Raw genomic sequence first — 22,703 nt, 5'->3', positions numbered from 1 at the left:
AGCGCCCAGCCGACCGACCGTCCCTCCACCCCCACCCCCACACCCATCCATCCATCCATCCGACGCTGTGCCGCGATGTCCGCCGTCGCGCCGCCCGGCATCGGGTGTCCTTCGTCCGTCGCGTGTCGGCATCGCCGAGCGGGGAGGCTCCACGGTGTACGAACCGGCTTCGCCCGGCTGGCTGCTCGTCGCCCTGTGCGCGGCCACCGGGGCGTACTGCCTGCTGCGGATGCGCAGCCCCGTCGAGGAACAGCGGCACACCGCCGGCGCCGAGGCGCTCATGGGGTTCGGCATGGCCGCGATGGCCGTACCGGCCGCGGTGGTGGCCCCGCCGCGCTGGGCCTGGCTCGTCTACGTGACCGTGTTCGGTGCCGCCGCCCTGCGGGGCCTCTGGACCGCGCGGAGCAGCCCGCATCAGCTGCACCATCTGATGGGCGCGGTCGCCATGGTCTACATGGCCGCCGTGATGACCTTCGCGCCGGCCCACCACGCGCACGGCCACGGCGGCGCGGGTGTCCCGCTCCTCACCGGAGCGCTTCTCCTCTACTTCACCGGCTACGTCCTCCGGTCGGGTGTCCGTCTTCTGCCCCTGACGGCCGCCGGTGGTGGGGGTGCCGGTCCCGGCATCGGCGGCCCCCGGAGCGGTTCGGGTGCCGAGGCGTGGGGCGCGCGGCGTGCCGTCCGGTGGGGGGACCGGCCCGAGCTCTCGCAGGCCTGCCGTCTGTCGATGGGCATCGCGATGCTGGCGATGCTGGTCACGCTCTGAGCGGCGGGTCCTGGGGGCGGTCCGGGGCCGCACGAAACCGTGGCGTACGTCACTTGCCGTCGCCGACCGTATCCAGCGGCAACGCCCCGCTCATAGGCTTCGGCCCATGATGGTCCCCGCGGCACTGTTGCTGCTCGGCGCCCTGGTCGCCGTGGTCGCTCCGCGACTGCTTGCCCGGGCGGACTGGCCGGACCGAGAACCGGTGGTCGCCCTGTGGGTCTGGCAGTGCGTGGTGGCGGCGGTCCTGCTGTGCTGCGTCCTGTCGATGACCCTCTCCGCGGCCGCCGCCTGGGCCGCAGTGCGCGGGCACGTCTTCGACGGCGCACCGGCCCCTGTCGTGGACGCCTACGCACTCGGCGCGGGCAGCCCCTGGGCCGCGACGACCGCGGTGGCCCTCGCCTGCGGTGGCGCCTGGACCGCGGCGATGCTGGCTCGGGAGATCTTCCGGGCTCGGCACAGGCGCCGGCAGAGCCGACGTCAACTCCTCGTGCGGGCGCCGCTGTTGCCCGGAGAGGAGCCCGGTGCGGATCGTCTCGTCGTGCTGGAGGGGGAGCGTCCCGATGCCTGGTGGCTGCCCGGTACCGCCCCTCAACTGGTCATCACCACGGCCGCGTTGCGTCGCCTGAAGGGGCGTCAGCTGGACGCCGTGCTGGCTCACGAGCAGGGGCACGCACGGGCTCGCCACGACTGGTTGCTGCACTGTTCGGGGGCGTTGGCGAACGGGTTCCCGCAGGTGCCGGTGTTCGCGGCGTTCCGCGACGAGATGCACCGGCTGGTGGAGCTCGCCGCGGACGATGTCGCGTCGCGCCGCTTCGGGCGCCTGACGATCGCGCTCGCCCTGGTCGAACTCAACGAGGACCGCGGGGTGTTCGGGCCGTGCCCGACCCCCGGGGCGCATGTCCCCCAGCGCGTGGACCGCCTCCTCACGCCGCGTCACCGGCTCACGGCGACCCGTCGCCTCCAGCTGACGGCGGCCGCCGCGTTGGTGCCGGTGATTCCGGTGCTGGTGGCGTTCGTCCCGGGGCTTCGGGCGCTGGGGTAGTCCGCCCTCCCGCACTCGGAGGACTCAGTCCCCCCGGCGTTTGAGGAGCGGGGTCCGGGACGGAGCCCCGGGGACGGGAAGGGTCGGGGCTGAGGGGGCACAGGAAGGGCTGGGGGTGGCCGGCCGAGGGTGCGCGGTGATCCCGGAGCAGAGTGGCTCCGCCCGACGCCGCGCGTCGAGGCGAGGGCCGAGCGGCGTCCGTCGGCGAGGATCGGCACATGCCCCTCCCGCCCGGCCCCCCGACCCGCACAGCACTGATCACGGCGGCAGCACTGACCCCACCCGCGGTGGCCCTGCTCCTCCTGGTCGCCCTCTCGTGGAGGCCCCTCATGACCCTGGACGAGAACATCGCCCGCACCACCCACAGGTGGGCGGTCGAGTCACCGGGCGTCACGCACGCGTGCCGGATCCTGACGGACTGGGTGTGGGACCCCTGGGCCATGCGGGCGCTGTGCGCGGTGGCCGTGGTCCGGCTGGTCCGGCGCCACGCGGCCTGGGGGCTCGCGCTGTGGCTGGTGGCCACGTGCGCGCTCGGCACGCTGTTGCAGCAGGGGCTGAAGTGGGCGGTCGGACGCCCCCGGCCCGTCTGGCCCGACCCGGTCGACTCCGCCCACTACGCCGCCTTCCCCTCCGGGCACGCCCTGACAGCCACCGTCGTGTGCGGCCTGCTGCTGTGGCTGCTCAACCGCTACGACGCCGGACGCGCCGTGCGGCGCACCGCACTGGCCCTGGCCGTCGTCAGTGTCGTGGGGGTCGGCCTGACCCGTGTCTGGCTCGGGGTGCACTGGCCCTCCGACGTGGTGGGCGGCTGGCTCGTCGGAGCCCTCGTCGTGGCCCTTGCCGTGACCGCCTACGGGCGGTGGGGCGACCGGGGGCCCCTTGACCGGTGGGGACGGCGCCCCGAAGGATTCCCCCCATGACCTTCAAGGGTGTGCTGTTCGACTTCTCCGGGACCCTCTTCCGTATCGAGTCCGCGGCCTCCTGGCTGCGTGCGGCCCTCGCTGAGGCCGGGCACGAACTGTCCGAGGAGGAACTGGCGCGCACCGCACGGGAACTGGAGTCGGCGGGCGCGCTCCCCGGTGGCGCCAGGCCGACCGTGCCGGTGCCGGCCCACCTCGACGCCGTGTGGGCCGCCCGCGACCGGAGCGCCGCCGAGCACAGGGCGGCTTTCACCGGTCTCTCCCGGCTGGTGCCCCTGCCCGGGCGCGATCTGCACGACGCCCTGTACGAACGTCACATGGCGCCCGCCGCCTGGACCCCCTACGCGGACGCGGCGGACGTGCTGGGCACGCTGCGCGAGCGAGGTGTCGCGGTGGGCGTGGTCAGCAACATCGGCTGGGATCTGCGCCCCGTGTTCCGCGCGCACGGCCTCGACCCGTACGTGGGGGCCTATGCGCTGTCGTACGAGCACGGCATCCAGAAGCCGGATCCCCGGCTCTTCGCGGTCGCCTGCTCCGCGCTCGGCGTCGCCCCCGAGGACACCCTGATGGTCGGCGACGACCGGCGGGCCGACGGCGGTGCGGCGGCGCTGGGCTGCGCCGTGCGCTTCGTCGACCACCTGCCCGTCGCGGACCGCCCGGACGGGCTCCGGGCGGTGCTCGGCCCGGCGCACTGACGGGCCACGCGGGAACCCGGGCTCAGCCCAGATAGCCCTCGACCTGCGACGACGGCCTCGACTGTGCTTCGTCCGGGTTCTCGCCGAACTCGGACTTGGCGCGCCGCTGGCGCAGCAGGTCCCAGCACTGGTCGAGCTCGCGCTCCAGGTCCGAGAGGCGCGCGTGCTCCGTGGAGCTGTCGATCTCGCCCGCGGCCACGGCGTCGCGCAGCCGTCGCTCGTCGTCCACCATCGCCGTGATCCTGCTCAGGATCTGCTCTTGGTCCATGTCCGTACGCCTCCTCAGGGCTCCAGGCCACTCTATGGAGGACGCGCGGGCTCGGCGAGCGATAGAAGTGGCCCCGGGCGACCTTCACGGGCGGCACGCGTCCGACCTGGGGCGATCCGCCGCGCAATGGATCACTCTCGGGCTTGATCGGCCAGCGATGGTCAAGCTTGCGCCAACACGGGTCAAATGACCCTAAATGCGGGAGACGTGGCTAGGTTGGCGCCTCCACCGCACTCTCATGAGGTCCCTTTGAAGACAGCACTCTGGATCCTCCTCGCCGGGCTGCTCACGTACGTCACCGGCGCCGCTCTGTACAACACCGCCCTCAGCCGTGACAGGGAATCCCTCGTCGGCAATGTGCTGCTGAGCCTGTCCATGGGCTGGTACATGGTCGGCAGTTGGCGGCGGGTACTCCGCGCCACGCGCGGCGCCGGGCCCGCCGAGGAGGAGGCGACCCCCGTCCCGGCGCAGACCGCTCCCGCGATGCAGGAGGTCGGTTCATGAGGGCACCGACGGCACGGCGCGGTTCGCTGCCGCGTCCGACCTGAGGCGATCCCCCGCGTCGCCCCAGGTCGGCGACAGCCCGGAAGCGACCCGCGGAGGGCCTCGGTCCGGACGCGTTGAGTATAGTTGGCTGGCAGCCAGTCAACGCAGGAGTTACAGCATGTCCCCGCGAAGCGCCTCGGTCAATGAAGAGTTGCGGCGGCGTTCCCGGGAGCGGCTGCTCCAGGCCGCCGTGGAGCTGGTCAGCGAGCGCGGCTACGACGCGACGACGCTCGGGGACATCGCCGACCGGGCGGGATCGGCCCGCGGACTGGTGTCGTACTACTTCCCCGGCAAGCGACAGCTCCTCCAGTCGGCCGTGCACCGGCTGATGCACCGCACGCTGGAGGAGGCACTCGAGCGGGAGCCGCGCAGCGAGGACGGCCGGGAGCGGATGGCGCGGGCCATCGACGCGATCCTCGGCCTCACCCGTGACCAGCCGGTCCTCATGCGCCAGCACATGGCCGGACTGCTCCACGCCGAGGGGTTCGTCCAGTGCCCGGAGCAGCGCCGGCTCTCCGAACTGCTCGGGGAGACCGTCGCCGCGTACGGCTCGACGCAGGTCACGGCGGACTACCCGATGCTGCGGGCGCTGCTCATGGGTGCGGTCTACGCGGCGCTGGTGCCGGGCGTGCCGATGCAGGTCCCGGTGCTGCGGGCGGAGTTGTTCAAACGGTACCGGCTGGAGTGGGAGTTGGGGGTTCCGCCCGACGCCGAGACATCGGGCGGAACCCCCGGGACGGATCTGTCACGCTTCTTCGAGACGGGTCCGGAGCCGGAGGACGATCAGTCGAAGTAGTCCGGCTGCGTCTGGACGTTGAGCTCGCGCAGGTGGACCCGTCGGGCCGCGTCCGTCCGTCGGTCGCTCAGCTTCAGCACGTCGAAGCCTTTGGCGATGTCGTTCGAGTAGATGTAGCCGTTGTAGTAGTACGCGGACCAGGAGCCGCCGACCTGCAGGGTGTCGGTGGACAGCGGGCCGCGCTCGAAGTAGGCGATCTCCTTCGGCTTCGCCGAGTTCGTGAAGTCCCAGACGGAGACGCCTCCCTGGTACCACGCCTGGACCATGAGGTCCTTGCCCTTGACCGGGATCAGCGAGCCGTTGTGGGCCACGCAGTTCTCGGTGTCGGCCTGGTGGCGGGGGATCTTGTAGTAGCTCCGGAAGACGAGCTTGCGGTGGTCCCCCCTGCCGACGATGTCGTAGATGCCGTCGGCGCCGCGGTCGGGGCCGGTCGCCTCGTTGCAGGTGGCCGCTCCGCCGCCGCCCAGCTCGTCGGTGAACACGACCTTGTCGGCCTTCTGGTTGAAGGTCGCCGAGTGCCAGAACGCGAAGTTCACGTTGTCCTGGACCCGGTCGATGACCTTCGGGTGCTCCGGGTCCTCGATGGAGAACAGGATGCCGTCGCCCATGCACGCGCCGGCGGCCAGGTCCTTCGACGGCAGGACCGTGATGTCGTGGCAGCCGGTCGTCTTGGAGACACCCGGGTTGGTGGGCGAGCCCGGGTTGCCGCCTCCGTCGGGTCCCTCGCCCGGGAAGAGCACGGGGAAGTTCACCACGGCCGCCTTCTCGGGTGCCTGGCGCGGGACCTTGATGACCGAGATGCCGTCGTGCGGCGGTTGGCAGTCGGGGAAGGTGGCGCTCGGCGAGTACGACGAGACGTAGACGTAGACGTTCTTGCGCTCGGGCACCAGCGAGTGGGTGTGCGAGCCGCAGGCGGTCTCGACGGCGGCGACGTACTTGGGGTTCGCCTTGTCGCTGATGTCGAAGATCTTCATGCCCTCCCACGACGACTTCTCGGTCGCGGGCTGTGTCGTGCTGGCACACGAGTTGTCGCTGCGCGAGGAGTCGGTGGACAGGAAGAGCAGGTCACCCGAGACGGACACGTCGTTCTGCGAGCCGGGGCAGAGGACCTGAGCGACGGTCTTCGGCGCCTTCGGGTCGCTGATGTCGAAGACGCGGAACCCGTCGTAGTTGCCGGCGAAGGCGTACGTGCCCTGGAAGGCCAGGTCCGAGTTGAGGCCGGTGAAGGCCTCCTTGGGGACGTTGGCGAGATGTTCGATGTTGTCGGAGTGGACGACCTCGTCGGTGCCGGGTATCTCGCCGCTCGCGATCGCCGCTCGCGCCGCGGCGGCTTCGCTGCCGGAAACCTGCTCCCGCGTGGTGGGGGTGTCCCCGGGGTCGGGGGTGGCGGACGCCGGGACTGCTGTGAACAACGCGGCCAGGAGTCCGGCCGCAGCCACGGCGACTCCCAGTTTTCTGCGCCGCGTTCGGGGGTGGTTCAACAGGGTCACTGTGTTCTCCCTTGTAGCCGTTCGCAGTCGAACGGTTCACGGACCCCTGAAGTATCGTCCTCACCATGTACAGATCAACAGATGGCAACGTACTCGTCATGAACGTTTTTGATCAGTCACGTTCGGAAGCGTGTGAGGACGGTCATCAACACCCGTGAGATGTCCGCCGATTCGTGTGCCGCAGGAGGTCGCCGTGCTCGCTGGTCATGCGCCCCGTACGTCCCTGGTCGTGGCTTCACTGGCCGTCGCCGCACTCGCGCTCGCGGGCTGCGACTCCGGCTCCGACACCAAGTCCGCCTCGGCGGGCGGGCCTTCGGTGATCGCGCCCGGCAAGCCGGGTGAGGCGGCGGAGACCCTGTCCGCGAAGGAGGCGGACGAACGGCGCTCCGACGACGACACCCCCAACGCCGCCGACCTCGCCTACGCGCGGATGATGATCACCCACCACACCCAGGCCCTGCGGATGACCGAACTCGCCCCGGACAGGGCCGAGTCGGGCGCCGTGCGGCGGATCGCCGGGCGGATCGCCGCCGCGCAGGGCCCGGAGATCGCCACCATGAAGAGCTGGCTGAAGGCGCACGACGGAGCCGGCGCGGGCCCGGGACACGATCACGCGGACATGCCCGGCATGGCGACGAAGGCGCAGCTCGCGGAATTGCGCGCGGCCGACGGCCGCGCTTTCGACCGGCTCTTCCTCCGGCTGATGATCAGCCATCACGACGGCGCGATCACCATGGCCACGGACGTGAAGGCACAGGGCAACAACATCCAGATCGAGGAGATGGCCGACGACGTGATCGCGCAGCAGACGAGCGAGATCAGCCGGATGCGCGCGATGTCCTGATCGCCGCGCCCCTGCGCTCCGCCGGTGTCAGCGGCGGATGTGGCGCGGCGTCAGCAGCCCCGCGTCCCGTGCCCCGGCGATCAGGCGCAGGGACTTGCGGCGACTGTGACCGGTGGCGTCCATCACCGCGAGCACCGGGTCCACACCCTCCTCCTGGGCGGCGCGGTACGCGTCGGCGATCAGCTGACGGCCCTCGGCGCCACGCGGCCAGGCCGGCCGTGCCCTGCGCGCCTGCCCCTCCTCCCCCGGATCGCCGTCGGCGCCGAGCCTGCTTCCGCAGGCCTCGAACAGCGGCTCCTCGATCCAGTCGGCGACCGTCGCGAGGTCGTCGAGGGAGAGGGGCGGCTCGGCCCGTACGTCCTCGACCGAAAGTCCCCCCTCCGCCAGCACGGCGAGCAGGTCGACGGCGGCACCGTCGGCGAACGCCAGCCGGACGTGGAACCAGGAGGTGGCGGTCTCGCCCTCCCGGACCTCCCAGGCGGGCCACACCGACACGGCGCTGTCCGCGCGGCACCGGTCGGACAGATTAAGGAACGATGCTTCTAGCACATACGGAACGTAACCGCATCATCACATTCCATACGAACGGACACGCGCGCCTCTGCCCCGCGCAGCACCCTGTCAGCGGAGCACCGGCGGTGCGATCCTGGAAGGACCAGCGCTCTCACGTCCGCGATCTTCCTGATCCCTCGGGTGAGGAGTTCCGCCGTGCTCCATGTCGCCGTCGTCGGCTCGGGACCCAGCGGGGTCTACAGCGCGCAAGGCCTTGTCCGACGGAGCGGTCCGCCCGACGTCCGGGTCGACGTCCTGGACCGGCTGCCCTGTCCGTACGGCCTGGTGCGCTACGGGGTCGCCCCCGACCACGAGAAGATCAAGTCGCTGCAGAACAACCTGCGGGGCGTCCTGGAGGACGAGCGGGTGCGGTTCCTCGGCGGTGTCCGGATCGGCCCGGGCGGGATCCCCGTGTCACGGCTGCGGGAGCTCTACCACGCCGTCGTGTACTGCGTGGGCGCCGCCACCGACCGGCGTCTCGGCGTGCCCGGCGAGGATCTTCCCGGCAGTCGGTCGGCCACCGAGTTCGTGTCCTGGTACAGCGCGCACCCGGACGCGGCGGTCGAGGGATTCGTCCGGGACGTGCGCTCGGCCGTGGTCATCGGCGTCGGGAACGTCGCCGTGGACGTGACCCGGATCCTGGCGCGCGGCGCACCCGAACTGAGCCGCACGGACATCCCGGAGGCGGCGCTCGCCGCGCTGGCGGCCGGCGCGGTCACGGACATCAGCATGGTCGGGCGACGCGGCCCGTCGCAGGCCCGGTTCACGACCAAGGAGCTGCGCGAGCTGGGGACCCTGCCCGATGCCGACGTGGTCGTGGATCCGGCGGAGTTGGCGCTGGACCCGGCCTACCTCGACCCGTCCGGCCTGCCCGCGGCACAGCGGCGCAACGTGGAGGTGCTGCGGGGCTGGGCGGAGGCGGCGCCGCTCGGCCGGCCCCGTCGCATCCGCCCGCGGTTCTTCCTGCGTCCCGTCGAACTCCTCGCGGACGGCGGGCGCGTGGGAGCGGTGCGCTTCGAACGGACGGTGCCGGACGGGTCGGGCGGGGTCACCGGAACCGGCCGGTTCGAGGAGATCGAGGCGCAGTTGGTGCTGCGTTCGGTGGGCTACCGGGGCGTTCCCCTCGACGGCCTGCCCTTCGACCCCCTGCTCGGTACGGTGCCGAACCTGGCCGGAAGGGTCCTACGGGACGGTGCGGTCGTTCCGGGTGAGTACGTGGCGGGCTGGATCAAGCGCGGCCCGACGGGCGTCATCGGAACGAACCGGCCCTGTGCCAAGGAGACGGTGACCTCACTGCTGGAGGACGCCCCCGTTCTCGTCCGGCGGAAGGTCGCGGAGGACCCCCTCGAAGCCCTGCGGGCGGCGGGCGTACGGCCGGTGGAGTGGGCGGGGTGGCAGGCGATCGAGCGGGCCGAGGCAGAGCTCGGCGCGCGGCTCGGCCGGGGCGTGGTGAAACTGCCCGACTGGGACGCGCTGTGGGCGGCGGCGCGGGCCGCGAGCATCTGACGGGCCGCGCGCCGCTCCGGGGTCCGCGAACCGCGCGGGGGCCGTACCGGCCCGGGTCTCGGCCGGTTCGCGACCCATGACACACACCGGCAACAGACCGGAAATCAACAAACTGTTCAAGGCGCCTACGGTCTCGTGCTGTCCGGGCGTGCGCGTGTCGTGCGGACGCCCCCTCTCCCCGCAGCTTCTGGAGTGCCCATGGCAACCACCGCTCCCGTGCATCCCGTCGACGAGGTCCCACCCGTCCGCCAGTTGGCCGCCTTCGGGCTCCAGCACGTGCTCGCGATGTACGCGGGCGCGGTGGCCGTGCCGCTGATCGTGGGCGGCGCGATGAAGCTGTCGCCCGCCGACCTGGCGTATCTGATCACCGCGGACCTGCTCGTGTGCGGTATCGCGACGCTGATCCAGTGCGTGGGCTTCTGGCGCTTCGGGGTGCGGCTGCCCATCATGCAGGGCTGCACCTTCGCCGCCGTCTCGCCGATGGTGCTCATCGGGACGACGGGCGGCGGGCTGCCGGCGATCTACGGGTCGGTGATCGTGGCGGGCCTCGCGATCGTCCTGCTCGCCCCGGTCTTCGGACGACTGTTGCGCTTCTTCCCGCCGCTCGTCACCGGCACGGTCATCCTGATCATCGGCGTCTCGCTGCTGCCGGTCGCGGGCAACTGGGCCGCGGGCGGTGCCGGCGCGAAGGACTTCGGGGAGCCGAAGAACCTCGCCCTCGCCGGGTTCGTCCTGGCCGTGGTCCTCGGCGTTCAGCGGTTCGCGCCCGCGTTCCTGAGCCGGATCGCCGTCCTCGTCGGCATCGCCGTGGGCCTCGCGGTGGCGGTGCCGTTCGGGTTCACGGACTTCGGCGGGGTCGGGGACGCCGACTGGGTGGGCATCAGCACACCGTTCCACTTCGGGGCGCCGTCGTTCCACGCCTCGGCGATCGTGTCGATGCTGGTCGTGGCGCTGGTGACGATGACCGAGACCACCGGTGACTTCATCGCGGTGGGCGAGATGACCGAACGGCCCATCGAGCCGCGCACCCTCGCGGACGGCCTCCGGGCCGACGGCCTGTCCACGGTCCTCGGCGGTGTCTTCAACACGTTCCCCTACACGGCGTTCGCACAGAACGTGGGCCTGGTGGGCATGACGCGGGTGCGCAGCCGGTGGGTGGTCGCCGCGGCGGGCGGCATCCTCGTCGTGCTCGGCCTGCTGCCGAAGCTGGGTGCCGTGGTCGCCGCGATACCGGCGCCCCTGCTCGGCGGGGCGGGTCTGGTGATGTTCGGGACGGTCGCCGCGAGCGGACTGCGTACGCTCGCGGCGGTGGACTTCAAGGACAACCACAACCTGACCGTGGTGGCCGTCTCGGTCGCGATCGGCGTGCTGCCGGTCGGTGTGCCCGGGGTCTACGCCCGGTTCCCCGACTGGTTCCAGACGGTCATGAACAGCGGCATCAGCGCGGGCTGCCTCACGGCGATCGCCCTGAACCTGCTGTTCAACCACCTTCCCGGCAGGGAGAGTCGGCCGGCGACGGAAGCGGAGCCGGAGGCGGCCTCAGCGCCCGCCTAGCCGATCCGACTGGCGGGCCGCCGCCTCCAGGACGCGGCCGAGGAGTCCGGGGAACAGGGCCTCCAGGTCGTCCGCGCGCAGCCCGTTCATCTTCGCCGTGCCGCGATAGACCTGCCGGATCACGCCGCTCTCCCGGAGGACCCGGAAGTGATGCGTGGTCGTGGACTTGGTGACCGGCAGCACGAAGTGCGAACAGGAGAGCTCGCCGCCGTCGGCGGCGAGCTCCCGCACGACCTGGAGCCGCATCGGGTCCGAGAGTGCGTGCAGCACGGACTCCAGCCGGATCTGCTCGCACGCGGGATGCGGCAGATCGCGGCCGCTGGGGGCGGGGGCGGCGGTCGTCACGGCGGCTCCACATCGTCCGGGGACTCGGGCCGGGTACGGGTTCCGTTCCCGGAGCCTCATAGTACGAGAGTCGTCGTAGTTTGACACTCGCCGTACTACGCGGCCTATCGTGCGAGCCGTACCCCGGCCCCGCGACGAATGGAGTCCGCCGTGAACGCGCTCTTCGAGCCCTACACCCTGCGCGACGTCACCCTCCCCAACCGGGTCTGGATGCCGCCGATGTGCCAGTACTCGGCGGCCCCGGAAGGCCCCTCCGCGGGCGCCCCGAACGACTGGCACTTCGCCCACTACGCGGCACGCGCCACCGGCGGAACGGGACTGATCGTCGTCGAGGCGACGGCCGTCTCGCCCGAGGGCCGGATCTCCCCGTACGACCTGGGCATCTGGAACGACACCCAGGTCGAGGCGTTCCGCCGGATCACGGGGTTCCTCGCGGCCCAGGGCACGGTCCCCGCGATCCAGCTCGGACACGGCGGGCGCAAGGCCTCGACCGACCGGCCCTGGAAGGGCGGCGCGCCGGTCGGTCCGGACGCGCACGGCTGGACGGCGCTCGCACCGAGCCCCCTTCCCTTCGACGAGGGGCATCCGGTCCCGGACGAGCTGACGGTCGCGGGGATCCACGAGATCGTCGGGCAGTTCGCGGACGCGGCACGGCGCGCGCTCGCGGCCGGTTTCGAGATCGTCGAGATCCACGGCGCCCACGGCTACCTCGTCAACGAGTTCCTCTCCCCGCACTCCAACCACCGCACCGACGCGTACGGCGGCTCGTACGAGAACCGGACCCGGTTCGCGCTCGAGGTCGTGGACGCGGTGCGGGAGGTCTGGCCCGACGGCAAGCCGCTGTTCTTCCGCGTCTCGGCGACGGACTGGCTGGAGGACACCGGCTGGAGCGCGGACGACACCGTTCGCTTCGCACGCACCCTGCACGAGCACGGGGTGGATCTGCTCGACGTCTCGACGGGCGGGAACGCGCCGGGTGTCCGCATCCCCGTCGGTCCGGGCTACCAAGTGCCTTTCGCCGCCCGGGTGAAGAAGGAGACGCCGCTCGCCGTCGCGGCGGTCGGCCTCATCACCGGGGTCGAGCAGGCCGAGAAGATCGTCGCCAACGGCGAGGCCGACGCGGTGCTGCTGGGTCGCGAGCTGCTGCGCAACCCGTCCTTCGCGCGGCTCGCCGCACGCGAACTCGGCGCGGAGGTGCACGTGCCGGAGCAGTACCACCGCTCCGTGTGACACCGCCGGCCGCGAACTCCCTCTGCCGTGGCTCCTGTTGGCATCGCGCCCGACACGCCGGTGCGTGACGGGCGCGACCCCGGGTACCCGGCGGAACACAATGGGAACAAGGCCACGCCGGGGCGACCCTACGTGCTGTAGGTTCCCCCGGGGAAAGCGTCGTACGTCAGGGGGAACCTGTGAGGGAACGTGACGCCGGACGCACGGGACGTGGTCCGGCGTCCGTGCTGGCACTGCTCGTGCCGAGTCTGGGGATCGCCGCGGTGGGCGTGTACCACCTGTGCGGATTCGACCTGCACGCCCTGCACGGACGCCCTCACCTCGGCGACGGCCTCACCATGGCCGGGGTGATCACGGCCCTCGTCGCGGCGGGTGCGGCGCTCGGCGACCTCGTGTGGTGGGCCACCACCCGCGGCCGTCCGGCCCTCGGCGAGGGCGGGGACCCGTGCCCGGGCGGGCAGTTGAAGAACACGGGGCGCAACTGACGGACGACGGGCGGGGCGATTCACACCACTCCCTTACCACCTCGGGCCCCTCCTACGTGGCGACAACCTTCCTCTTCCCTACACCATGTAGTGTTCCGCCCTCTGCTCGCACCGGTTCGCCCGGCCGCTCCCCAAGGTGATGCTCCACGGTGTCCGTACAACAGTCAGTGCCCGTCAAGGAACAGCGGACCTCCGGCGCGCGTCAGGGGGTGGCGCCGCCTGAACGGACGGGCGCCGGGCTCCGGCGCCGGGCCGCCGCCTCCACCGTCTGGTATCTGAGGCTGCTCGCGCTGCTCAACGTGTTCGCGGTGGTCTCGCTGCCGTTCGGTGAGGAGGTCCACGAGCACAACGCGGGCGAGTTCTTCACTCCGTACCTGGCCACCGCCGGTCTCGTCTCGGCGGCGCTCGCCCTCTTCCTCGCGCTCGTGATGCGGCGCCGCAAACGCGCCGCGTGGATCTTCAACATGCTGTTGGCGGGACCCCTCCTCGTGCTCTACGGGGTGGCCCTGAGCCAGGAGCGCTACCGGCAGCACTGGTTCAACTGGCTCTCGGTGCTGCTCACCGCCCTCTTCGTCGGCGCCCTGGTGCTGGGCCGCAGGGAGTTCCACGCCGTGGGGGACCGTTCGAACCCGCGCCTCGCCCTGGCCGTCGGCGCCGGTGGGCTCCTCGTCAGTGCCGCACTCGGCACCGCGCTCGTGAGCGCCACCAACCGTGTGACGGGTACGCCGCTGAGCGACCGCATCGCGTACACCCTGCTCCGCGGCGTCAGCGTCGGCCCGCTCGCCGACCGCTTCGACACCGTCGCGGCCCCGGGCTGGGCTGACGTCCTCGTCAACGCCCTCATGGCCGGCACCTTCCTGCTGGTGCTCTACGCCTGCTTCCGCTCCCCGCGCGGGCTCGAACTCCTCGGTGAACAGGACGAGACGCGTCTGCGGGACCTGCTGGCACGGCACGGGGAGCGGGATTCGCTCGGCTACTTCGCGCTGCGGCGCGGCAAGGCGGTCATCTGGTCGCCGAGCGGCAAGGCGGCGATCGCGTACGGCGTCGTCGGCGGCGTGACCCTCGCCTCCGGCGATCCGATCGGCGACCCGGAGGCGTGGCCCGGCGCGATCGAGGCATGGCTCAGGGAGGCGCGGCGGCACGCGTGGACGCCCGCGGTGATGGGCGCGAGCGAGGAGGCCGGGACCGTGTACGCCCGGCACGGCCTGGACGCGCTGGAGCTCGGGGACGAAGCCGTCGTGGACCGCGCCGACTTCACCCTGGAGGGCCGCGCGATGCGGGGCGTCCGGCAGGCGCACAACCGGGTCCGGCGGGCGGGACACACGGTCCGGGTCCGGCGGCACGAGGACATCCCCGACGCCGAGATGGCCGCCCTGACCGACCTGGCGGACCAGTGGCGCGATGGGGAGACCGAGCGCGGCTTCTCGATGGCGCTCGGCCGGCTGGGGGACGCCGCCGACGGACGGTGCGTGATGCTGGAGTGCCGGGACGGGGACGGGGTGCCCCGGGCCGTTCTGAGCTTCGTGCCCTGGGGCGTACGAGGGCTGTCCCTCGACCTGATGCGCCGCGACCGGAACTCCGACAACGGGCTGATGGAGTTCATGGTGATCGAACTCCTGCGGCGGGCCGAGGAGATCGGGGTCGACCGGGTGTCCCTGAACTTCGCGATGTTCCGGTCCGTCTTCGAGCGCGGGACACGGCTGGGCGCGGGACCCGTGCTGCGGCTGTGGTGCTCGGTGCTGACGTTCCTCTCGCGCTGGTGGCAGCTCGAGTCCCTCTACCGGGCCAACGCCAAGTACCGGCCGGTCTGGGAACCCCGCTATCTGCTCTTCGAGAAGAGCGCCGATCTCCCCCGGATCGGCATCGCCGCGGCGCGCGCCGAGGGCTTCCTCGCTCCGCCCGCGCTCCCCCGGTTCCCCGCGCGACGGACGGAACGCCCCGGCCGACCGTCGTAAAGCGGCCTTTATCGCGGGAGTTGGCCGGGTTGTCACGGTCGACGTGGCGGCGCCCGGGCGTCACTGTCAGTGCCGTGGTGCACACTCGCGATCATTGGCCGTACGCCTGGGGAGGACGCCGTGTTCAGGGGGATCGACGAGGTCGACTGGGCCTCGATGGAGCATGCCTACGGAAGCGCCGCGGACGTGCCGGAGCTGCTGCGGGGCCTGGCCTCGCGGCACCCCCATGAGCGGGAGGCGGCGCTCGACGGGATGTACGGGGCGGTGCACCACCAGGGCGATGTGTACGACTCGACGCTCGCGTGCGTCCCCTTCCTCTTCGGCCTCGTCCGGCACCCCGGGCTTCCGGACCGTGGCGGCATCGTGGAGCTGCTCGCCAGCATCGGCGGCGGGGACGTCGACGACGCGCCCGCGGAGCCCGACGGCGAGGGGTCCGGCCGTCCCGGTGGCGACGAGCACCCGGGCGGCTCGGACACGGAGGATCGGGCGGACGACAACTACACCGTGGCGCGGACCGCGGTCCGGTCGGGTGCGGCGGTCTTCCTCGACCTCGTGACGGACGCGGACCCCGAGGTGCGCCGCGCCGTACCGACGCCGCTCGTACGGTTCTCCGAGGCACCGGGCCGTGTACTGCCGCTGCTGATACGGCAGTTGACGGACGAGCACGACGAGGGCGTCCGCCTCGCTCTGGTCGAGGGCCTCGGACTGTTCGCCCGGCTGCACCCCGGCCTCTCCGCCCCGGCCGTCGACCTGCTGGCGACGCTCTGCGCCCCACCGCACGAACCGGGGCTGCGGCTCGCCGCGCTCGGGCAGCTGGCCCTGTGCGCCCCCGACCGGCTGCCGGCCGACCTCGTGAGCACGGTCGTGGAACTCCTCCACACGAGGTCGCGGCACTTCCGGCCGTCCGGGGAACCCACCCGGACGTCCACGGACACGCTCCTCGGCCGGCTGCGTCGCATGCGTCCCGCGGACGAGCAGGGCGCCCAGCTGCTCCGGACGCTGCACAGCGCACTGGGGGCCCGCACCGGCGACCGGATCGCCCTGCTCGAGGGGCAGTTGAGTAGCGCGGACACGGCCGACCGGTGCAACGCCGTCTGGATGTCGGCGGGACTGTTCCGCGAATGGCGGGCCGCCTACGCGGAGCCGGTCGCCCTGATCGGTGAGCAACTGGACTCGGACGAGGAGCGGTTGCGGCAGGCCGCCGTGTCCGTCCTGGAGTTCCTCTTCGGCCTGGCGGAACCGGCGGCCGACCGTCTCGCCGCCCTCGTGGCGTCGGACCAGGACTCCTGGGGGCGCGGCAGGGCCACGCTGGGCGGTCCGCTCCGGGCGCTCGCCCGGACGGGGGACCCGCGCGCGGTCCCGCCGCTCACCGAGGTCCTGCGGCACCGAGTCGTTCCGAACGAGACCGGTTACACCGTCCGGCACCTCGGCCCGGCCGCCCTCCCCCTGGCACCGCTGCTGCGGGAGCGACTGGCCGACGTGCCCCTGGACGACGCCGACACGTTCGGCCGGGCCGCCCCCCTGCTGTCCGCCCTCGGTGCCCTGCGGTACGCCGCCGCCGTCCCGGAGGTGCTGCGGCTGTTGCAGGGCGCACCCCGCGATCTGCGCCTGCGGGACTCCCTCGTGGAGGCCCTGACCGAGGCGCTCGTCGCGTTCGGGCCGGCCGCCCGGGAGGCGATCCCCGCGCTGCGGGGGCTGCTGAGCGGCGAGAGCGCGGTGGCCGCCGCCGCCGCGCTCTGGTCCGTCGAGGGTGACGCGGAGGCCGTCCTCCCTCCGCTGCTGCGAGCGCTGGGCCCGCCGGGATCCGCGGGTGGCTCCCGGCCGGCCGTCTCGGCCCTGGCCCGCATGGGCTCCAGCGCCGGCGTCGCTCTTCCCCGGCTGCGGAGCCTGACGGACTCCGCCGACCTGTGGGAGCGGACGGCGGCGGCCTGTGCCGTCTGGGACATCGGCGCCGACCCGGAGCCGGTCCTGCCCGTGTTCCGCGACGCCTGGCGGCAGAACCCGTACGCCCGTGGCACCATCACCGCCTGCCTCGTCCGCATGGGTGACGCCGGCAGCCCGGCCCACGACCTGGTCGCCACGGAACTGGCCGCCCCACGCCGCCACCGGGCCCGCTCCGGCGGCTACGGCAGCCATGACGTCCTGGAGGACGAGACCTTGCTGCGGGACTGTCGCAGGGTGCTGGAGGGCGCGTAGGCCGCAGCGGGCTTGGTGCGCCGGCGCAGTCACTGTGCGGACGGGGGGGCGCCGCCTCGGTGACCGTGCGGACGGGGGCGGGTGGGTGGCAGCCCACAAGGGCCGACCGGGGGCGTGGCCGCCTCTGCGGGCGGGGCGCGCTGCCCGACGGACCGCGTACGGGCCGGCGGCTGCGACAGCCCTGCTGAGCAGGCGTCGACGGCGCGCCTGGGGTCGTCGCGGAGAGACCGGCGGGCCGTCGGCCCTTTGGGCAGGGGGGTGCCCTCCGGCCGGCCCAGGTGAGCGGCCGTCGGGGGTGCGGCGACCGCTGGGGTGAGAGAAGCGGGTGCCGTGGCCGTCGTGAGCCGGGGTCGGCAGCCCGCAGTCGGGTTGGCGGCACGCCGGGGCCCGACGCCAGGAGCGGCCGTGCGCGCGGGGTTCGACGGCGTGCTGGGCACCGCGGGACGGAGAGGGCAGACCCTGTCCATGGAGTGGCGCCGCAGAACCTGCGAGATGCGGGGCCTGGGACGACGCGACCGTCCCGGTCAGCTGGTCATGCGGCCCCAGAGCGGGCCGATCCGTTGCCATTCGGCGTCCCACTGCTCCATGCGGCGCCGTTCCAGGCGGGCGCGGACGAGCCGGCCGGTGACGAAGGGGATGCCCGCCGCGCTGACGCCGACGAGGGCGCCGACCAGGGACGCCCGGACGCGGGCCTGGGCGACGGTGGCAGGTCGGCCGACCAGACGGCCCTCAGGATCGGTCCACACGGCCACCGGGGTGCCCGCCGCGCTGCCCGCCGGGACGCGGACCTGTCCGGAGCGGGGCGCGCCGTCCTCCGTGGTCCAGCGGGCCTTCGCCCACACGACACGGGCGCCTGACCTGGTCGCGCTCGCCGGTGGTACGTCCTCGGTGAGCCGGGCGGTCGCGGAGTGCCAGGCCGCCCGCTGCCGGGCCAGACCGTCCTCGACCGCCTGGGTGGCCGCGAGACCGGTGACCACGCCGCCGAACACGGTGAACACCCAGGCGGCCAGGAGGACCCAGCCCTCCAGGGCATCGCTGCGCCGCCGCAGCGGGTTGCCTCGCCACCGCCACAGCCACCTCTTCGGACCACGGAACGCCGCCATCAAGGGCATCCTCCTCACCGCCGTGCCGACCCGCCACATCTCCCTCCCTTACGCGCCCGCTCCCCACGGTGCTCACGTGTTCGGGCCCGCTCGTCGGTCCCGGGACCGCCAGGCCGCACGGAGAGCCTTCTCCGGACCGGCCTCCGGGGTCCTCAGCGGTGACGCCGACGCGCCCCGTCCGACCAGCGCGAACCAGCGAGTCGCCGGTCGTTGTCAGTGCCGCGGTGCAGACTGGCCGGTGACGCAGACGACAAGGTCGCGGAGGTGACCGGACATGGTCGACGTGCTTCTCACCGTGGGCACACGCAAGGGCCTCTTCATCGGCCGCCGGCACTCCGGTGTCTGGGCGTTCGACGAGAGTCCGTACTTCAACGCGCAGGCCGTGTACTCGGTCGCGATCGACACCCGGGGGAATCGGCCGCGGCTGCTGGCGGGCGGGGACAGCGCCCACTGGGGTCCCTCCGTGTTCCACTCGGACGACCTCGGCCGGAGCTGGACCGAACCGGCCCGTCCGGCGGTGCGGTTCCCCAAGGAGACGGGCGCGTCCCTGGAGCGCGTCTGGCAGCTGCATCCGGCGGCGGCCGAGCCCGACGTGGTGTACGCGGGGACGGAGCCGGCCGCGCTGTACCGGTCCACGGACCGGGGCGAGTCCTTCGAACTCGTCCGTCCCCTCTGGGAGCACCCGACCCGTTCCCGGTGGGTGCCCGGCGGCGGCGGTGAGGGGCTGCACACGATCCTGACCGACGAGCGCGACCCGAAGGCGATCACGGTCGCCGTCTCGACGGCAGGCGTGTTCCGCACCGGCGACGGCGGCGCGAGCTGGGAGCCCGCCAACTCCGGTGTCTCCGCGGTCTTCCTGCCGGACCCCGATCCGGAGTTCGGGCAGTGCGTGCACAAGGTCGCGCGCGACGCCGCGGACCCCGACCGCCTCTACCTCCAGAACCACTGGGGTGTGTACCGCAGTGACGACGCGGGCGGACGGTGGACCGACATCGGCGCCGGCCTGCCGTCGACGTTCGGATTCGCCGCGGCGACCCATCCGCACCGGGGCGACACGGCGTACGTCTTCCCCATCAACGCGGACGCCGACCGGGTGCCGGCCGGCCGGAGATGCCGCGTCTTCCGGACCTCGGACGCGGGACGGAGCTGGGAGCCGCTCACGGCGGGCCTGCCCACGGGGGACCACTACGGCACGGTGCTGCGCGACGCCCTGTGCACGGACGACGCCGACCCGGCCGGTGTGTACTTCGGCAATCGCAACGGCGAGGTCTACGCGTCCGCGGACGACGGCGACTCCTGGGCGCAGCTCGCCTCGCACCTGCCGGACGTCCTGTGCGTCCGCGCGGCGGTCCTGGCCTGACGTCGGGCCGTCCGCGGTTCCGGGAGACCTCAACGCCCCACGGGCAGAGGCATCTTGTCCGGCGAAGGCCCGATGTGCCGGTGAAACGGTCATCCGTGATCGGCGGACGGCACCGGTTGATCTCCGTCGTGGGTGCGGCAGTAGGGTGACGCCGTGGCACCACGACCGTTGCATGAAATCGTCGAACCGGGCTGGGCGAAAGCCCTCGAACCCGTCGCCGGACGGATCGCCGAGATGGGCGACTTCCTGCGCGCGGAGATCGCCGCGGGACGCACCTATCTACCGGCCGGCGCGAACGTCCTGCGGGCGTTCCAGCAGCCCTTCGACGAGGTGCGCGTCCTCATCGTCGGGCAGGACCCGTACCCGACACCGGGACACGCGGTGGGCCTGTCGTTCTCGGTGGCCCCGGACGTGCGTCCGCTGCCGCCGAGCCTGATCAACATCTACCGCGAGCTGACCACCGACCTGGGGCTGCCGCAGCCGTCCGACGGCGACCTCACCCCGTGGACGCGGCAGGGCGTGCTGTTGCTCAACAGGGCGCTCACCACGGCTCCCCGCAGCCCGGCCGCCCACCGCGGCAAGGGCTGGGAGGAGGTCACCGAGCAGGCGATCCGGGCGCTGGCCGCCCGCGGGCGCCCGCTGGTGTCCGTCCTGTGGGGCCGCGACGCCCGCAACCTCCGCCCTCTGCTGGGTGATCTGCCGTCGGTGGAGTCCTCGCACCCCTCCCCCATGTCGGCCGACCGCGGCTTCTTCGGGTCCCGCCCCTTCAGCCGCGCCAACGACCTGCTGGTCAGGCAGGGCGCCCAGCCGGTGGACTGGCGTCTGCCGTGACCCCCGGCGCCGGAGGCGAGACGCGCCAGGACGCTCCGGGCCCCTCCGTCGTGCTGGCGGTGGACTCGGGCGGTTCCGGGCTGCGCGCGGTCCTCGCGGCGCACGGGACGGCGTACGACGCCGGGACCACCGCAGGTCGAGAAGGGCTGACGGCCGCCGAACCGATCGCGCTGAGTGACCCCCTGACCTCCGGGGAACCGGTCCGCACCGGGCCGCGGGGCATCTCGGCCGCCCATCTGCTGGAGCAACTGCTGCCGATGGCGGGCCGGCTGATGGACGACGCCGGCGCCGTGCGGCTCGGGGCGGTGGCCGTCGGCGCGGCGGGCCTGGCGACGCTCGGTGACGAGCTGCGGGACGAGCTTCCCGCCGCTCTGGAGCGTGAACTCGGCGTACGGCGGCTCGCGTTGGTGGCCGACGCGGTGACCGCGTACACCGGCGCTCTCGGCCCGCGGGCCGGTGCGGTGATCGCCGCGGGCACCGGCATGATCGCGATCGGGACCGACCTCACGTCGTGGCGCAGGGCCGACGGCTGGGGCCATCTGCTCGGCGACTGCGGCGGGGGCGCCTGGATCGGGCGAGCGGGCCTGGAGGCTGCTCTGCGGGCCTTCGACGGGCGGCAGGGCGGTTCGCCGGAGCTGCTGGCCGGGGCCGAGGAGGTGTTCGGGCCGATGTCCGAGCTGCCGGGCCGTCTGTACCCGCGTACCGACCGGCCGGCCGTGCTCGCCTCCTTCGCCCCGCAGGTCGCCGCCCGCGCCGGGAGCGACCCGGTGGCCGCGGACATCCTGCGGTCCGCCGCACGGCACATGGCCGAGTCGGCGGCGGCCGCCTGCCCGCCCGACGGCGAGCCGCTCCTCGCGCTCACCGGAGGTCTGTTCAGGATGGGCGAGCCGCTTCTCGCGCCGCTGCGCGAGGAGTTGGCCGCGCGGGTGCCGCACGCGCGGCTGGTGGCCGCCGCGGGGGACCCGCTCGACGGGGCGCTGCGGATCGCCGTCGCCCTGGCGGACGGCAGGCTCACACTCCCCCAGGACGACCGGATGTTGTACGTGGTGGCTGAAAAGCCCTATCCGGAAATCGATGCTCTGAATTCGGCGTAGGACCGACAAGGCGATGAGTACCGATCACTTCTGATCGGTACGTAACTCATCAGACAAAAGCGGACGGATACCGCTCACCTGCACCCTCCCCGAACAGGGGAACCCGAGAAGCCAGTAACATGCGGCGCCATGAGCTCCCCCACTGGGCCCGCGTCCGGCCTGCCAGTACGAATGCCGCGACCCCGCCAGCCCGGACGGCACCGCCGTCCGGAGCCCCTGGCGGCTCCCGAGGGCGCGCCCGCGCTCCTCCTCGCGGTGCCGGGCACCCCCAGCGCCGCCACGCGCAGCCTCGCCGAGGAGGTCGTGAGCATCGCGCGCTCCGAGCTCCCCGGCCTCGACGCCCGTATCGGGTACCTGGACGGGGACGACGAGTTCCCCACGCTGCAGTCCGCGCTGGTCCACGCCTCCGAGGAGCGCGCCGCGCGCTTCGAGCAGGCCCGTGCCGCCGGTTCCGACGTGGCCGAGCCCGACGGCCCGGTCGCCATCGTCGTGCCGCTGCTCGCCGGTCCGGACAACGCGCTGCTGCGCCGCGTCCGCCAGGCGGTCATGGAGAGCCGTGTCGCGGCCGAACTGACCGATGTCCTCGGCCCGCACCCGCTGCTCGCCGAGGCGCTGCACGTGCGGCTCTCCGAGGCCGGTCTGGCCCGCGCCGACCGCGCGCGCCTGTTCACCGTGGCGACCGCCGCGGACGGTATCGTGCTCGCCGCGGTGGGCGGCGAGGAGGCCGTTCAGGCAGCCGGCATCACCGGCATGCTGCTCGCCGCGCGGCTCGCGGTGCCCGTGATGGCGGCGGCCCTCGACGAGGAGGGCTCGATCGCGGCCGTCGCCGAGGAACTGCGCAACTCCGGTTCGCAGCAGCTCGCGCTGGCCCCGTACCTGATCGGCCCGGAGCTGGACTCCGGTCTGCTCGAAGCGGCGGCCAAGGAGGCCGGCTGCCACGCCGCCGAGGCCCTCGGCCCGTACCCGGCGATCGGCAAGCTCGCGCTGGCCCAGTACACGTCGGCGCTGGGCATCGCCCCGCCGCAGACCCAGGGTGCGCCGGTCCGCTGACCAGGGCGCCCCGACCGTGGGCCCCCGACCCGGACGGCGCGTCCGGGTCGTACGGAAAGGGCCCGCTCCTGTGAC

Annotated in this window: 22 protein-coding genes; 17 read left to right on the top strand and 5 right to left on the bottom strand. The window is 73.0% G+C overall.

Annotated features, from left to right (window positions below; translation table 11 throughout):
• Positions 1-154: 154 nt before the first annotated feature.
• From OG406_RS34395 to OG406_RS34380, 4 genes are all read left to right on the top strand, one after another.
• Positions 155-766, top strand: a complete 612-nt coding sequence (locus OG406_RS34395) for a DUF5134 domain-containing protein (protein WP_329189543.1) — start codon at positions 155-157, stop codon at positions 764-766.
• 106 nt (positions 767-872) lie between these two features.
• Positions 873-1,808, top strand: a complete 936-nt coding sequence (locus OG406_RS34390) for a M56 family metallopeptidase (RefSeq protein WP_329189541.1) — start codon at positions 873-875, stop codon at positions 1,806-1,808.
• Between the two features lie 218 nt (positions 1,809-2,026).
• Positions 2,027-2,728, top strand: coding sequence for a phosphatase PAP2 family protein (locus OG406_RS34385; protein ID WP_329189539.1), 702 nt, complete (start codon positions 2,027-2,029; stop codon positions 2,726-2,728).
• Positions 2,725-3,423 carry an HAD family hydrolase gene (locus OG406_RS34380; RefSeq protein WP_267052218.1) on the top strand — a complete coding sequence of 233 codons (699 nt, stop codon included), beginning with the start codon at positions 2,725-2,727 and terminating at the stop codon, positions 3,421-3,423. Before OG406_RS34385 ends, OG406_RS34380 begins: the two co-directional genes overlap by 4 nt.
• 22 nt (positions 3,424-3,445) lie before the next feature.
• On the opposite strand, the gene OG406_RS34375 is transcribed toward OG406_RS34380, so the two are convergent.
• Positions 3,446-3,691: a DUF2630 family protein gene (locus OG406_RS34375; RefSeq protein WP_164374490.1), complete on the bottom strand. Its 246-nt coding sequence runs from the start codon at positions 3,689-3,691 to the stop codon at positions 3,446-3,448.
• Positions 3,692-3,940: 249 nt separating this feature from the next.
• Here OG406_RS34375 and OG406_RS34370 point away from each other — a divergent pair, with 249 nt between their 5' ends.
• Complete coding sequence (locus OG406_RS34370) at positions 3,941-4,195, top strand: hypothetical protein (protein ID WP_329189535.1); 255 nt, start codon at positions 3,941-3,943, stop codon at positions 4,193-4,195.
• A 160-nt stretch (positions 4,196-4,355) separates the two neighbouring features.
• Positions 4,356-5,033, top strand: a complete 678-nt coding sequence (locus OG406_RS34365; RefSeq protein ID WP_327410453.1) for a TetR/AcrR family transcriptional regulator — start codon at positions 4,356-4,358, stop codon at positions 5,031-5,033.
• Here the strand turns inward: OG406_RS34365 and OG406_RS34360 are convergent.
• Complete coding sequence (locus OG406_RS34360; protein ID WP_329189533.1) at positions 5,021-6,523, bottom strand: LVIVD repeat-containing protein; 1,503 nt, start codon at positions 6,521-6,523, stop codon at positions 5,021-5,023. The genes OG406_RS34365 and OG406_RS34360 overlap by 13 nt on opposite strands.
• 193 nt (positions 6,524-6,716) lie before the next feature.
• On the opposite strand from OG406_RS34360, the gene OG406_RS34355 reads away from it, so the two are divergent.
• Positions 6,717-7,367 carry a DUF305 domain-containing protein gene (locus OG406_RS34355; RefSeq protein ID WP_326843790.1) on the top strand — a complete coding sequence of 217 codons (651 nt, stop codon included), beginning with the start codon at positions 6,717-6,719 and terminating at the stop codon, positions 7,365-7,367.
• A gap of 27 nt (positions 7,368-7,394) precedes the next feature.
• Here the strand turns inward: OG406_RS34355 and OG406_RS34350 are convergent, their stop codons facing one another.
• Entirely contained in the window at positions 7,395-7,862 is a 468-nt protein-coding gene (locus OG406_RS34350) for a DUF6214 family protein (protein WP_266854805.1), read from the bottom strand.
• A 213-nt stretch (positions 7,863-8,075) separates the two neighbouring features.
• Here OG406_RS34350 and OG406_RS34345 point away from each other — a divergent pair, with 213 nt between their 5' ends.
• A complete protein-coding gene (locus OG406_RS34345; RefSeq protein ID WP_266853656.1) occupies positions 8,076-9,425 on the top strand; it encodes an FAD-dependent oxidoreductase in 1,350 nt (449 codons plus the stop codon).
• A 198-nt stretch (positions 9,426-9,623) separates the two neighbouring features.
• Positions 9,624-10,979 (top strand): nucleobase:cation symporter-2 family protein, encoded by a 1,356-nt coding sequence (locus OG406_RS34340; RefSeq protein ID WP_267052224.1) that lies wholly within the window; start codon positions 9,624-9,626, stop codon positions 10,977-10,979.
• Here the strand turns inward: OG406_RS34340 and OG406_RS34335 are convergent.
• Complete coding sequence (locus OG406_RS34335) at positions 10,965-11,324, bottom strand: ArsR/SmtB family transcription factor (RefSeq protein ID WP_266611283.1); 360 nt, start codon at positions 11,322-11,324, stop codon at positions 10,965-10,967. The two genes, OG406_RS34340 and OG406_RS34335, sit on opposite strands and share 15 nt — an antisense overlap.
• Before the next feature lie 150 nt (positions 11,325-11,474).
• Here OG406_RS34335 and OG406_RS34330 point away from each other — a divergent pair, with 150 nt between their 5' ends.
• The 4 genes from OG406_RS34330 (at position 11,475) to OG406_RS34315 (ending at position 17,190) form a co-directional block, all read left to right on the top strand.
• A complete protein-coding gene (locus OG406_RS34330; RefSeq protein ID WP_329189526.1) occupies positions 11,475-12,554 on the top strand; it encodes an NADH:flavin oxidoreductase/NADH oxidase in 1,080 nt (359 codons plus the stop codon).
• A gap of 179 nt (positions 12,555-12,733) precedes the next feature.
• Complete coding sequence (locus OG406_RS34325) at positions 12,734-13,039, top strand: hypothetical protein (RefSeq protein WP_164374498.1); 306 nt, start codon at positions 12,734-12,736, stop codon at positions 13,037-13,039.
• 149 nt (positions 13,040-13,188) lie between these two features.
• Positions 13,189-14,994, top strand: a complete 1,806-nt coding sequence (locus OG406_RS34320) for a phosphatidylglycerol lysyltransferase domain-containing protein (RefSeq protein ID WP_443067126.1) — start codon at positions 13,189-13,191, stop codon at positions 14,992-14,994.
• A gap of 120 nt (positions 14,995-15,114) precedes the next feature.
• Positions 15,115-17,190, top strand: a complete 2,076-nt coding sequence (locus OG406_RS34315) for a HEAT repeat domain-containing protein (RefSeq protein WP_329189523.1) — start codon at positions 15,115-15,117, stop codon at positions 17,188-17,190.
• 524 nt (positions 17,191-17,714) lie between these two features.
• Here OG406_RS34315 and OG406_RS34310 read toward each other — a convergent pair.
• Positions 17,715-18,293, bottom strand: coding sequence for an Rv1733c family protein (locus OG406_RS34310; protein ID WP_329189522.1), 579 nt, complete (start codon positions 18,291-18,293; stop codon positions 17,715-17,717).
• 274 nt (positions 18,294-18,567) lie between these two features.
• Here OG406_RS34310 and OG406_RS34305 point away from each other — a divergent pair, with 274 nt between their 5' ends.
• From OG406_RS34305 to OG406_RS34290, 4 genes are all read left to right on the top strand, one after another.
• Positions 18,568-19,653, top strand: coding sequence for a WD40/YVTN/BNR-like repeat-containing protein (locus OG406_RS34305; protein ID WP_266853665.1), 1,086 nt, complete (start codon positions 18,568-18,570; stop codon positions 19,651-19,653).
• Between the two features lie 153 nt (positions 19,654-19,806).
• Positions 19,807-20,484 carry a uracil-DNA glycosylase gene (locus tag OG406_RS34300; RefSeq protein WP_164374503.1) on the top strand — a complete coding sequence of 226 codons (678 nt, stop codon included), beginning with the start codon at positions 19,807-19,809 and terminating at the stop codon, positions 20,482-20,484.
• Positions 20,481-21,578, top strand: a complete 1,098-nt coding sequence (locus tag OG406_RS34295) for an N-acetylglucosamine kinase (protein ID WP_329189518.1) — start codon at positions 20,481-20,483, stop codon at positions 21,576-21,578. The genes OG406_RS34300 and OG406_RS34295 overlap by 4 nt, the downstream gene beginning before the upstream one ends.
• A 129-nt stretch (positions 21,579-21,707) precedes the next feature.
• Entirely contained in the window at positions 21,708-22,628 is a 921-nt protein-coding gene (locus tag OG406_RS34290; protein WP_203661323.1) for a sirohydrochlorin chelatase, read from the top strand.
• The last annotated feature ends 75 nt before the right edge of the window (positions 22,629-22,703 follow it).

The sequence above is a fragment of the Streptomyces sp. NBC_01428 genome (genome assembly GCF_036231965.1).
In the GTDB taxonomy this organism is placed as follows: domain Bacteria; phylum Actinomycetota; class Actinomycetes; order Streptomycetales; family Streptomycetaceae; genus Streptomyces.
The sequence above is the reverse complement of the archived record's forward strand: the minus strand, read 5'-3'. Positions and strand labels throughout refer to the sequence as shown.